This is a genomic window from Chryseobacterium sp. KMC2 (genome assembly GCF_016756935.1).
Taxonomy (GTDB): Bacteria; Bacteroidota; Bacteroidia; order Flavobacteriales; family Weeksellaceae; genus Chryseobacterium; species Chryseobacterium rhizosphaerae.
In genome coordinates this window covers 138039-151841 of the sequence record NZ_JAESIT010000010.1, presented here as the reverse complement: position 1 = coordinate 151841, position 13803 = coordinate 138039, and the positions used below count along the sequence as shown (strand labels likewise).

Genomic DNA, 13803 nt, shown 5'->3' with positions numbered 1-13803 from the left:
TTTGATTTTTTTAAAATTTATATCCTATTGATAGTCTCCAGTTACGTGGAGCATTGTAGATCCAAGCATATTCGCCGGCATCGCCTCTGTATCCACTGTAAAGTTTTTTGTTAAGGACATTATTCAATATTAGATTGACATCGAATTTTTTGGCAACATACGAAACCCCGAAGTTGGTATCAAAATAATCCGGAAGGCTTTGGTCTTTTGTTGCACCTACCCCAAACCAGGATTGTCTTCCTCCCTGATACTGATAACCAGCTGAAATTCCGAATCCTTTCATAAGGCCATTTTCAAACCTGTAGCTTACCCAAGTATTTTGTACATTTTTCGCATTTCCCGGAGACTGAATTCCAATTCTTGTAGGATCTGTGTCTTTGATGGTTTTTGCATCAGTATAAGCATAGTTGATAACAATGTTCAGCCCTTTGATGATTTCTCCTTTGATATCTGTTTCAAAACCTCTTGCTCTTTGTTCACCTGTAGCAACCTGGAAAGGATTTCCTCCATTTTGTTCTTTAGGTCCTGCAACAAGAATATTTTGTCTTCTGATTTCGTAAACGGCAAAAGTAGAGTTCCATTTTCCACCGAACCAGTCTTTCTTCAATCCGAATTCAATATTTTGTCCTCTGAAAGGATCTGTGATCTGAGTATTATTAATTCCTACTGCAGATTGTGGAACAAAAGTTTTATCATAGATTCCATACGCAGAGAAATCGCTTAGGATAGAATAGCTAATTCCGACTCTCGGTGTGAATTCTCCTGCTTGATTTCTTGGAACAATATTTTCCGGAGAATAATATGGATATCCGGCATAAGTGGTACCACTTGTATATCTTCCTGCTAATGTTATTCTTAGCTTATTGTTAAACATTTCAATTTGATCCTGAGCATAATATGAAGTATATTTTACGCCTTCATCATCATAAAAAGGAGCAGATGGGTTTAATGTGTAAAAGTCAGAAGAAGGAAGTTTTGAAGGATCTACACCATACTGAACATTATAAATATCAATCGGGAATGGTCCACCTGCAAAAGATGAAAAGTCTGCCTTGTATTTTCTGTCACCATAATCAAACCCTGCAATGATTTTATGAACAATATTCCCAGTATTAAGAGTTCCTCTTACATAGGTCTGGAAAATGTGATTTTTTCCTTTAGCTTGCCAGTTGCTTAATGTTCTGTTTAATACATTTTTATTATTCGGATCAAAAGTTCCCCACCATGAACCTCCGTCGTATGTAAGATCCATGTAAGCATATTGTGTACTCCAAACCCAGTCTTTGAAAAGCTTTTGATCTAAACTTAAGAATAAACTCTGATCTTTTACTTCAGTCTTCTTGAAGTTAGGATCATTAAAATTAGTGTGTACATTCAGTGAAGCATATCCGTCATTAGACATCAGATAAGCTCCCGGCTGATTGAATTTTAAATACTGATAATTGTACTGTGCAGTAAATGTAGTGGTCTTTGTTGGTCTGAAAGTAATAGACGGAGCAACAATAATTTTGCTTGTTTTATCATTTTCAACCCACGAATTGTTAGAACTTCCCATTAAATTGATACGGTAATCTAAAACACCGTCTTTTACAAGAACTCCATCCAGATCTGCTTCACCTCTGAAAAGGTTATAACTTCCGGTAGTGAAACGTACACTGTTGGCAAATTTCCCGGTTGGTTTTTTGGTTACCACATTATAAAATCCGGCAGGATCTCCCATAGAACCCATAAATCCGGCAGGTCCTTTTACAAACTCTATCCTGTCAATAATAGAGGCATCAGGGTTAATAGGTCCCCATGTAGAAGAAACGTTCATTCCGTTCATGAAAGTGGAAATACCTGCTCCTCTCATAAAAACATTAGAATACACATTATCCCAGTGTTCTACTTTTCTTGCACCACTCACATTACGAACAATGCCCTCAGACATATTCAATGTAAGCTGATCGGCAAGAACCTGTGAGCTTATCGATTGTACATTCTGTGGAAGCTCAAGGATCGGAGTCTGGATTCTCAATGAACCAGAAACCTCGTTGAGTTTGTATTTCTGATAATATCTTCCGTTAACAACTACTTCTTCAATATCGTTGGATTTGATGGTGTCTTTTTTTTCCTGAGCAAAACTTAACAGCGATGCTAATAATGCCGCTCCTATTGTTATTCTTTTCATTGTTTATAAGGGGAATAAATTATTCTAACAGTTTAAAATTTATAAGTGAAGCTTCCTAATACATTCGCTAGAGCCTGAGCATTGGCTGTAGTATATCCGCTCCAGTAATGTTCGTTGGTAAAGTTGTCTACTTTCACACCGATTCTGAATTTTTTTGTATCATAAAATGCGTTAGCATTCAATACCAGGTATTTTGGAAGGATGAAAGTTCCCATTGAAGTTGAGTTGACAATTTTGTTATCACTCGCATAATTTCCTCCAACCCCGAATCCAAGTCCTTTTAATTTTCCGTCAAGGAACTGGTAACTTGCATTGAAATTGACTAACCATGGAGATGAGGCTGTAGCAGGTCTTCTTCCGATTACTGTAGCATCAGCTTCTGTATATTTCATATCGTTGTAGCTTACTCCAGCGATGACAGAGAATCCTTTGATCAGATAAGCATTGGCTTCCAATTCTACTCCCTGACTTCTCAATAAACCTGCCTGGTTTTGGACAGCCTGCCCAGTTCCCGTCATTTCACCGGTATTGAGAAGAGTATTTTTTACCTGAATATTATAGTAGCTTAAAGTTGTAGTAATTCTTCCTTTGATAAGATTCGTTTTGATACCACCTTCAAACTGATTGGCTCTTTCGGGTGTTGAAAGTGCTACATTTCCTGTTGTATCTGAAGTATAATATCCATTGACTGCAAAGCTGTTCTGATAGTTTCCGAATACGGATAATTTCTCAGGAAGTATTTGATAAACAATACCAAATTTTGGTGACCAAGCTCCCTGGCTATATGAATCTGTAAGTTTTTGTCCTGTCTGACCTCCTTTGAAGTCAACACTTTCATATCTTAAGGATGTAAGGATGTTTAACCCTGTAATAGGGGTAATGACATTAGAAATGTAACCACTATATGTATCTTTTTTTCCACGGCTGATATAAGTGTTGTTTTTCTCAAAATCAGGCTGGCTTCTCAAATTGTCATACATTGCTCCCAATGTCTGCCCATTCATAGTAGAATAGTCTGTACCTGTGAAAGGAACCCAATCAAAATTGGTAAACATAAAGTATTGGTTGTCGTTTAATCTCATATAATCAAAACCGGCTACTGTTCTGTTTCTTACGCTTCCAATATTAAAATCAAAATTGAAATTCTGCTGAACCTGGAAATAAGTTCTTTTACTGTCTTTTGTTGACTGGTCAGCTCTTACAACTCCCAATTCTGTATCAGTTGGAATTCCTGTTACCATTCCTTTCGGAGCAAAATAGAAATAAGGGTTGAATCCATCCGAATAAGAATAAGAAGTACTTACATTAGTAGATGATTTAATATGTTCGTTGATTTTATAATTAACCTGTCCAAAAAAGTTTCTGGCTTTAGCTGTCGTTTTAAGACCTTCACCAGTATAGGTTTGCTTATAATTATATCCGAGTTTTTCAAGCTGGTCCATATTATCTGCTCCCAGCTGGGCACTTGGAACATAAAAGAAGAATGCTGTTTCCGGATATGCATTGGTTTCAAACATTTCCAGCTCCGCATTGATTTCTAAATTATCTGTGGGACGGTAGGTAAGAGAAGGAGTAAATGCATAAAATGAGTTTTTTGCATTGGTTCTCTGGAAAGTTCCCTGGTTAGTGTAAGCTGTATTGAGTCTGAATAATAGTTTTTTGTCTTGGGTAATCGGAGCATTGACGTCTGCTTGTACTCTATAGTAGTTATAACTTCCTCCTGCTAAAGAAACTGCACCTGCAAAAGTCTCAAAAGGTTTTTTAGTAACCCTGTTTACAACTCCTCCGTAAGAGGTTACATTACTTCCAAATAATGTGGCAGAAGGACCTTTCAATACTTCAATTCTCTCAACATTGATAGCATCCATTGACGTGGTAATAGGAGCTACCATCCCATTTCTGATAGAGTTTCCGGCCACAAAACCTCTTAGGTTAAGGAAGATTCCTCCATCACCTGCTCTGTTGGTAGCACTCCACATTTTTTGTGCTCCTGCAACGTTTCTGAAAGCATCATCTACAGTAAACAAAAGCTGATTTTCTAAGACCCCTTTATCAATTGAAGAATATACCTGTGGATCTTCAATAGCTTTTAAAGGCATTTTGTTTGAATATTCACTATCTTTTTTCACATACGTGTTGATGATAACTTCATCAATGCTTTTGGTGGCAGCAGAGTCCTTTTTCTGAGAAAAAGCCAGCATTGAGCCTAGCATAGAAGCACAGATCAGTACATTTTTCATGAAAGTCAAATTTTTTGCAAATATATTATTTTTAACTGTTCTAAATAAATTAAATGATTGATATTTGTCATAAAATTATGATATCCACATAAAAAAAATCCGCTCCAGGCAATGCTGATGCGGATTTTTTATAATATTATGAATTATTTCTTACGCAGGAATTTCTCCTTTGTATAAGAACGAAATAATTTCTTTGTTTAATTTGTCGATCATCTCACTGAATAAGTGGAAAGACTCCTGCTTATAAATAACAAGCGGATCTTTCTGCTCGTAAACAGCTCCTTGTGAAGATCTTCTTAAGTCGTCCATCTCACGAAGGTGAAGTTTCCAGTTTTCATCAATAAGAGACAGGGTGATGTTCTTCTCGAAATCAGTAACCAGACTCTCACACTGAGTATCATAAGCTTCTTTAAGATCAGCTACAATAGTCATTGTTTTATGACCGTCTGTGAAAGGAACCTGAATCATTTTAAACATTGAACCTTGATTTTGATATACATTCTCAATAATAGGGAATGATTTTTCTTTCAATAGGTTCAGTTTCATCTGATAATCTTCCTGAGCAGCTTTGAATAAGATATTCGTTAAATCCTGAATGTTTTTGTTACCAAATTCGCTTTCAGAAACAGGAGATTCCATGGTGAAAGTTTTGATAATTTCATATTCAAAATCTTTATAACTTCCGTTTGCTTTTCCTTTCGTAACGATAGAATTGGCAACATCGAAAATCATATTGGTGATGTCATATTTCAAGTGATCTCCGAATAGAGCATTCTTTCTTCTCTTATAGATTACGTCACGCTGCTTGTTCATTACGTCATCATATTCTAGAAGTCTCTTTCTTGTTCCGAAGTTATTCTCTTCTACTTTTTTCTGAGCTCTTTCGATAGATTTACTGATCATAGAATGCTGAATTACTTCACCATCTTTATGACCCATTCTGTCCATCATTTTAGCAATTCTTTCTGATCCGAATAAACGCATCAAGTTATCTTCAAGAGATACATAGAACTGAGAGCTTCCAGGATCTCCCTGACGTCCCGCTCTACCTCTTAACTGTCTGTCAACACGTCTTGAATCGTGTCTTTCAGTACCGATAATTGCTAAACCTCCGGCTTCTTTTACTTCTTTAGAAAGCTTGATATCCGTACCACGACCTGCCATGTTGGTTGCAATAGTTACAACGCCCGGCTGTCCTGCTCCTGCAACGATCTCTGCTTCTTTTTTGTGAAGTTTCGCGTTCAGTACCTGGTGTGGAATTTTTCTTAGCTGAAGTGCTTTTGAAAGTAACTGAGAAATTTCAACAGAAGTTGTACCTACCAGTACTGGTCTTCTTGCTGCCGTTAATTTTTCAATTTCTTCAATGACAGCATTATATTTTTCTCTGTTAGTTTTGAAAACTAAATCCTGTTTGTCATTTCTTAAGATAGGACGGTTGGTAGGAATTACCACAACGTCTAATTTGTAGATTTCCCAAAGCTCTCCCGCCTCTGTTTCTGCAGTACCTGTCATTCCCGTAAGTTTGTTGTACATACGGAAATAGTTTTGAAGTGTAATGGTTGCAAAAGTTTGAGTTGCTGCCTCAATTTTCACATTTTCCTTTGCTTCAATGGCCTGGTGAAGACCGTCTGAATAACGACGTCCTTCCATGATACGCCCTGTCTGCTCATCAACGATTTTTACCTCACCATCAATCACCACATATTCATCATCTTTCTCAAATAATGTATAGGCTTTCAATAGCTGGCTCATCGTGTGTACACGTTCTGATTTCTCAGCAAAGTCAGAGAAAAGTCTTTCTTTTGCTTCAAACTCTTCTTCTTTAGATAAGTTTTTAGCTTCTACTTCAGCAATTTCAGTCCCGATGTCAGGAAGTACGAAGAAGTTGGCATCAGAGTTCCCCTGAGACATGTATTCAACACCTTTGTCTGTAAGGTCAACCTGATTGTTCTTCTCTTCAATAACGAAGTAGAGATCTTTATCTACGATCGGCATGTCACGGTTGTTATCCTGCATATACTGTGCTTCTACTTTTTGAAGCAATGCTCTGTTCCCGCTTTCCGATAAGAATTTGATTAATTGTCTGTTTTTAGGAAGACCTCTGTAAGCCTGAAGCAATTTGAATCCTCCTTCTTTGGTGTTTCCTGCTGCAATTAATTTTTTTGCTTCATTAAAAATAGCAGAAACCGTTTTCTTTTGAACTTCAACAATCCTGTCAATAGATGGCTTCAAAACATCAAATTCCTGTCTGTCTCCTTGTGGAACAGGTCCGGAAATAATCAATGGTGTTCTTGCATCATCTACCAATACAGAGTCTACCTCATCCACGATAGCAAAGTTAAGTTCTCTTTGTACCAATTCTGAAGGTGAAGCCACCATATTATCTCTCAGATAATCGAAACCGAATTCATTATTGGTTCCATAGGTAATATCTGAGTTGTATGCTTTTCTTCTTCCGTCTGAGTTCGGCTGGTGGTTGTCTATACAGTCGATAGACATTCCATGGAACTGATAAAGAGGACCCATCCAAGCGGAGTCTCTTTTCGCAAGATAGTCATTCACAGTTACCACGTGAACCCCTCTTTCAGGAAGTGAATTTAAATAGATAGGTAATGTTCCTACCAAAGTTTTACCCTCACCGGTCGCCATTTCGGCAATCTTACCTCCGTGAAGAATGATTCCTCCGATAAACTGAACATCATAGTGGACCATATCCCAAACTACTGGAGTTCCGGCAGCATCCCATGAGTTTTTCCAAACAGCTGTGTCTCCCTGAATTTCTACGAAATCTTTCCCCATGGCAGCTAATTCTCTATCCCAGTCATTGGCTGTTACACGGATTTCTCCATTCTGAGCCCATCTTCTTGCCGTTTCTTTTACCAATGCAAAAGCTTCCGGAAGGATCTGAGCAAGAACTTTCTCTTCAATTTCGTATGATTCTTTCTTTAAAGACTCAATTTTTGAGAAAAGAGCTTCTTTCTCGTCAACATTTGTTGAGTTCTTTATCTGCTCTTTTATCTGTTCTATTTGAGCTGTAATTTTACTGGTTGCAGATTTTATATTCTCTTTAAACTCAGCAGTTTTTTGTCTCAACCCGTCATCCGTTAATTGTTGGATATTAGGTTCTACAGCTTTGATTTTTGTTACAACTTTTTTTACTTCTTTTAGGTCCTGCGCTTTTTTGTCTCCCAAAAACCCTTTAAGAACTTTGTTTAAAAAACTCATAAATTTTTTGCTTTATGCTTAATACAAGATGCCTTAAGCGTTTTAAATGACACGCTTATCGTGTTACTATATAAAAAGGGCAAAAAAGCTCTAAGCACACAGCCTAAAGCTTATCGCTTTATTAATATTCGTCCTCGTTCCAAAGGAAATCTTCATCCGTAGGATAGTCACTCCAGACTTCCTCGATAGATTCATAAATTTCTCCTTCGTCCTCAATGGCCTGAAGGTTTTCTACTACTTCCATAGGTGCACCAGTTCTGATTGCATAGTCAATAAGCTCTGCTTTTGTCATTGGCCAAGGTGCGTCACTTAGATAGGAGGCTAATTCTAATGTCCAGTACATAATTTTCTAATTTTTTGCAAAAGTATAAAAATAGGTTATATAATAAGCTTTTTTATACTTGATTTTCAATTCTTTTTATAATTTTTTTTGATGATTGCCTGTCATAAACCGTCTTACAGTGATGTCAGCAATTTACTAATGTCGTTTTCTCAAAAACCATTCCACAAATTTTTTTATGCCATTTTGGAAGTCTGTGCTTGGCTGATAATCTATTAAAGCCCTTGCTTTGGTAATATCTGCATTTGTTTTTGTGACATCTCCCGGCTGCATTGGCAGATTTTTTTTCATGGCAGTCATTCCCAATGCTTCTTCTATGGTGGCCACCATCTCAGATAAAGTGACTACCTGGTTTTCTCCCAGGTTAATAATCTCATAGATATCAGAGTGGTTTTCCAGATAAAGAACAGACTTTGTAATCCCGTCAATAATATCGTCAATATATGTATAATCTCTCGCTGTATTTCCGTCCCCATAAAAAGGAATTTCCTGACCCTCTACAATAAGTTTTGTAAACTTGTGTATGGCAAGGTCCGGTCTCTGTCTTGGTCCGTAAACGGTAAAAAACCTAAGCTGGATCATATCAATCTGATAAAGGTCATGGTAAACATGGCCTAAAATTTCTCCACATTTCTTTGTGGCGGCGTAAGGTGATATAGGATTGTCTACATTATCTGTTTCTGCAAACGGAATTTTATCATTATTGCCGTAAACACTTGAAGAGGATGCACAAATAAATTTTTTGATATTGAAATCTTTACATAGCTCCCAAAGATTCATACTTCCTCTGACATTGACTTCCTCATACTCCAGAGGCCTTTCAATGGAAGGGCGAACGCCGGCAAGTGCTGCCAGATGGATCACCATGTCTATTTGATGATTTTTAAAGATATTTTCGAGTCCTTTTTTGTCTCTAATGTCCTGATGGTAAAGGGAATATTTGTCAGAATGAGAGAGGCTGATTAAACGTTGAATATCTGTCTCTTTGTCAGAGAACTCAAAATCAGAAATTATACCTATAGACTCTAAAGTATTTTTGATTTTTACATGATAACTGTAGAAATCATCAAAATTGTCAATGTTTATGACAGAATGTCCATTTCTTAATAATCGTTCAATTAAATGAGAACCGATAAACCCGCTTCCTCCTGTTACAAGATAAATCATCTGTGGTTTTTTATAGCGCAAAAATATAAATTTTACTTTTTGAAAAATATAATCATTAAATTTACTTAAAAAAGTAATATAAACTATAAAATATAATATGCAGTTTCAAGGGCAAATTTTAAAAATGACAAGCTATGATGCAAAACCAATCCAATACTATCTCAATCTTTCAGGGGATCTGATCCATATGAATGAGTTGTTTGGAAAGGAATTAAGCATCAAACATATCGGATTCCAATGTGTGAACTGTGGGAAGGATAAAGCGATTTATAGAATGGGATTCTGCAAAAATTGTTTTTTTGAAAGTCCTTATGCAAGTGATACCATTATCCGGCCTGAACTTTCTACGGCACATTTGGGAGTTGCGGAACGCGATCTGGAAGTTGAAAAAGAAATTCAGCTTCAGCCGCATACCGTATATCTTGCCTATACCGGAGATGTAAAAGTAGGGGTGACAAGAAATACACAGATTCCGACAAGATGGATTGACCAGGGAGCTACTTTTGCTTTACCTATTGCAAGAACAGAAAACCGTTATGAAGCGGGAATGATAGAGGTTGCCTTAAAAGATCATCTGGCGGACAAAACCAACTGGCGAAAAATGCTTCAGGATGATTTTGAAGATGAGATAGATCTTGCTGATTTCAGAGAGAAAATTAAAGAATATTTCCCTGAAGATTTTCAAAAATTCTATAGTGAAGGCGAAAATCTCTGGAGATTTGATTATCCTTTTGAAAAACCGGAGAAAGTGACTTCGTTTACCTTGGATAAAAAGCCGGAATTTACCGGAAAACTTACCGGTATAAAAGGGCAGTACCTGGGATTTGAAGGAGGTAACTTTATAAATATAAGGGGACACGAAGGGTATGTAATTGAACTGGGAATATAAACCACTAAAAAACCTTATCGGTTCTGCCGGTAAGGTTTTTAATATCAATTTTGTCTTTCCCCTTACTCTATAGATAAGTGTGGTCTTATTCTGAACAATAGGACTCTTAAAAAGAGAGAAGATATATCAATAAATCTTATCTTTAAGCTAAACTAAAATCACAATATGAAAAGATGGATTAAAAAGTTATTAATTAGTCTTGGAATTTTGGCAGGAATTCTTCTTGCTGCGAATTTCGGATTGAACTTATGGCTTAAGACCCAGCTTCCGGATTATATTAAAAAGAATACAGAGTATAAAGTATCTTATAAAACACTTGATGTAGATCTTAGTACAGGAAATATTTTAGCTACCGCTATTTCTGTAAATAGTAAAAATCCACAAAATACTAATGTTATAGGGCTACAGGGAACTATTGATACTTTAAAAATAAGTCGTTTTGGCATTTACGATGCCATTTTCAATAAAAAGATAAGCTCCACAGATTTACTGTTGGCAAAACCCAATCTGAATGTGGTCCTTGCAAAGCCTGTTGAACAAAAGACAGGTAAAAAAAGAAATCCGTTTTTATTTGAAAATATCAGAATCAATGACGGGACTATAGCGATTTTCAAACCTACCAAACAAAAATTCTTGTCTGTACAGCATCTGAATCTGTTTGTAGAAAACCTACAGATGACAGAAGAGTCTGTAGAGCGAAAACTGCCTGTGGTTTTTGACCGTTATAGTATTAAAGGGCAGAAATTCTTTCTTCGGCCAGGCGAAGTATATGCCATTACCATTGATTCTATTAATACCACAGACGGTCAGATGTCAATAAAAGACTTTAAACTGATTCCGCTTTTGTCTTTTGATCAGTTCAAAAAGTTTTACCCCGGGAAAACAAACCTGTTTGAATTTACCATTCCCAGGATGGATTTTAAAGATATAGCTTTAAATAAAAATAAGGTTTCTCTAGCCACTGCTGATTTCCAAAATCCTGTTCTTACAGTGTATAATGCAGGTGTAAAAGCTAAGAAAACGGAGAAGAAATCAAATTTTGAAGTTGATTTAGAAAATATAAAACTTACTAATGCAGTGGTTAAGGTGAATAAGCCGGATGGAAATAATCTTCTGTCTGCCGGAAATCTTAATTTGAAAATCAATCAGCTGAAATTCAGTAAAGAAACGTCAGAAAAGGTTATCCCTCTAGGATATAAGGATTTTACATTTTCAGGAAAAGATATTGTGTATTCTGATCATCAGAACATTAAGATAGAAAGTGTGGCCTTAAAGCCAACAAGTGGAGAAATCAGAAATGTTACTTTAACCCCGGCAGTTTCTGCGAGTGAACGGACAATAATGGATGGAACAATCCGGCATATTGCATTTAATATTAACAAACTTGAGTTTATTGACAGAAAACTGGCGCTGGACCTGAAAGATGCTCTGGTAGAAAATGTAAATGGAACGATCAGGGGAGGGCATAATCCTGTAAAGCCTAAAAGTCCCCATCCAGGAATTATTCATTCGGTCATTCTAAGGAAAGTTTCCTTGAAAAATTCCAATATTATTTATGATAAAGGAAAACAGCCACTAGCTTTTAATGATTTGAACGCAACGGTGAATGGTATTGAAATCGCTCCTAAACCCAATAATCAGGGACTTTCTTTGAATGTTAAAGACTATTTTCTGACAACGCGCAATTTGGCATATAAAACGCAGTTCTACCATATCAGTCTCGGGCTTTTGAAATTAAATAAGAATAAAATCCAGGTTAATAATTTTGCGATGAAACCTCTCATTTCGAGAGCCCAGTTTATCAAAATGATTCCTGTAGAAAGAGATCTTTATGATTTAAAAGCAGGACAGGTAGATGCTGAAGGCAGTTGGGATCTTTTCTCTCATCAGAAATTTATCAATGCATCCCACGTGACCATTCAGTCTGCTGATGCCAATATTTTCAGGAGTAAAATTCCAAAAGATGATCCTAAGGTAAAAGCTTTATATTCAAAGATGCTGCGGAGTATTAAAATTCCGATGAATATTGCCAATCTGGATCTGAAGAACTCCGCTTTGGTATATGAGGAAGATACTCCCGAAAGTATGGGCCCCGGGAAACTGATATTCAGTCATTTTAATATGAATGTGAAAAACCTGAACTCTGCCAAAGCAAAAGGAAAACCTACCAAAGTCGATATTAAAATCAACTGCTCATTTATGAATCTGGCACCGCTTTCTGTAAACTGGAACTTTGATGTTGCAGATCAAAATGATGCTTTTACAATATCAGGTAGGACGGCCAATCTTCCTGCAAGTGGGATCAATCCGTTTATAAGGCCTTATCTTCATGTGACAGCCACGGCTGGAGTCATCCAGGAAATGCTCTTTAGCTTTAAGGGAAACCCTGCCGGATTACACGGTACATTCAATCTAAAGCATAAAGATCTGAAGATTGCTGTTCTGAATAAAAATAATCATGAAAAGAAAGGCTTTCTGACTGCTGTAGCAAATGTTTTCTTAAAATCTGATTCAGGAAGCTTCCCTGAAGCGGTGACGGTAGAAAATGTAGAAAGGGATCCTACGAAGTCGTTTTTTAATCTCTTTTGGAAAGGGATTGAGTTGGGGTTGAAAAAAACACTGATAGGTAAAAATGTTGAAAAAACGGAAAAAACGGTCAAGAATGCCGTTTCTTCGGTGAAGGAAGTGAAGCAGTCTGTTAAAGAAATAAAAAAGAAAATCAAAGATTCCAAAGATAAACAGCCGGATCCTAAACCACAAAGTGAGAAAAAGAAAGGCTTCTTACATAACGTCTTTAAAAAGAAGGATAGTTCTGCAACGGAATAATTTTTTAAACCATTACGATATCACTATGATAAAAGCTGAATTCCCAAGGATGGAATAAAATTATTTTTAATCAAAATAGCGGTAATGGTTTAAAAAACAATATTTGGAGCGATAGGCTTTAGAAATTAAATTCGTCACTTTCCAGAACAGGAATATCTCTCAAAAACTTGTCAAATTCTTCTCCCGGATAATTGCTGTCTGCTCCATAAGAATCAATGATCATTCCCCGGTTTCCGCTACTGTCTTTTAGGACGTAAAGGACAGCGTTGTCATCAGGGTTACTGTCTCCCTCGAAACGGTATGTTTTTAAGATGGTTAATTCAGATGGCTGATAGATTTTATCAGAATTTTCAAACTTCATTTCACAATTTTCATTCATTCTGAATTCCCTCTGTATTCCCCTTTCAGAAAGTATTTTCATTACTTGGCTTAAGGTGGTCATTCTGTCGAAGTTTTCAGGATTTTCCATAATAATATTTTTATTAATTAGTGCAATAATTAAACCATTACATTTCTAAATATAAGAAAAATAGTGAATTATAATTTCCTTAAAAATAAAGTTTAATGTTAACAAAATTTATAATTCGAAAAATTCAAATAGGTACACTTTTTGCAATGGTAACAGCAATAAATCAAAGAAAATATGAAAAAAGAGGTTGGAGTTTTGCTGGCAGGAGGAGTTGGTCTTTTGGCAGTATTAAGCTTTATAAGCATTAAAAAAATATTAACGAAAAAAGATAAAAAATATAGTGATAGTTATTCAGATTATCACAGACACTTTGATGAAAAAAACCAGGAAGATGAAAATCATGGAGTAGAATTATTCGCGCTGAAGTAGTAAAATAATATATTTAATTATGTTTAAATCCAACGCTTTTGAAAGTGTTGGATTTTCTTTGTGGAAAACTTTAGTGTTAAAACTCATTATTTTATAAAAATTCCATTC

General features: G+C 36.2%; 9 protein-coding genes. 3 read left to right on the top strand and 6 right to left on the bottom strand.

Annotated features, from left to right (window positions below; translation table 11 throughout):
- Positions 1-10: 10 nt before the first annotated feature.
- The 5 genes from JML65_RS13715 to JML65_RS13695 form a co-directional block, all read right to left on the bottom strand.
- Positions 11-2170 carry a TonB-dependent siderophore receptor gene (locus JML65_RS13715; RefSeq protein ID WP_202271165.1) on the bottom strand — a complete coding sequence of 720 codons (2160 nt, stop codon included), beginning with the start codon at positions 2168-2170 and terminating at the stop codon, positions 11-13.
- Between the two features lie 32 nt (positions 2171-2202).
- On the bottom strand, positions 2203-4410 hold the full coding sequence (locus JML65_RS13710) for a TonB-dependent siderophore receptor (protein ID WP_202271164.1): 2208 nt from the start codon (positions 4408-4410) through the stop codon (positions 2203-2205).
- Between the two features lie 150 nt (positions 4411-4560).
- On the bottom strand, positions 4561-7635 hold the full coding sequence (gene secA, locus JML65_RS13705) for a preprotein translocase subunit SecA (protein ID WP_047489685.1): 3075 nt from the start codon (positions 7633-7635) through the stop codon (positions 4561-4563).
- A 121-nt stretch (positions 7636-7756) separates the two neighbouring features.
- Positions 7757-7978 (bottom strand): DUF2795 domain-containing protein, encoded by a 222-nt coding sequence (locus tag JML65_RS13700; protein WP_002662059.1) that lies wholly within the window; start codon positions 7976-7978, stop codon positions 7757-7759.
- Positions 7979-8113: 135 nt separating this feature from the next.
- Entirely contained in the window at positions 8114-9142 is a 1029-nt protein-coding gene (locus tag JML65_RS13695) for a GDP-mannose 4,6-dehydratase (RefSeq protein WP_047489682.1), read from the bottom strand.
- A gap of 97 nt (positions 9143-9239) precedes the next feature.
- On the opposite strand from JML65_RS13695, the gene JML65_RS13690 reads away from it, so the two are divergent.
- Both JML65_RS13690 and JML65_RS13685 read left to right on the top strand, forming a co-directional pair.
- Entirely contained in the window at positions 9240-10031 is a 792-nt protein-coding gene (locus JML65_RS13690; protein WP_047489679.1) for a DUF2797 domain-containing protein, read from the top strand.
- A gap of 165 nt (positions 10032-10196) precedes the next feature.
- Positions 10197-12857 (top strand): hypothetical protein, encoded by a 2661-nt coding sequence (locus tag JML65_RS13685; RefSeq protein ID WP_202271163.1) that lies wholly within the window; start codon positions 10197-10199, stop codon positions 12855-12857.
- Between the two features lie 118 nt (positions 12858-12975).
- On the opposite strand, the gene JML65_RS13680 is transcribed toward JML65_RS13685, so the two are convergent.
- Positions 12976-13326 (bottom strand): hypothetical protein, encoded by a 351-nt coding sequence (locus JML65_RS13680; RefSeq protein WP_047489668.1) that lies wholly within the window; start codon positions 13324-13326, stop codon positions 12976-12978.
- Between the two features lie 174 nt (positions 13327-13500).
- On the opposite strand from JML65_RS13680, the gene JML65_RS13675 reads away from it, so the two are divergent.
- Positions 13501-13695 carry a hypothetical protein gene (locus JML65_RS13675; protein ID WP_047489666.1) on the top strand — a complete coding sequence of 65 codons (195 nt, stop codon included), beginning with the start codon at positions 13501-13503 and terminating at the stop codon, positions 13693-13695.
- The last annotated feature ends 108 nt before the right edge of the window (positions 13696-13803 follow it).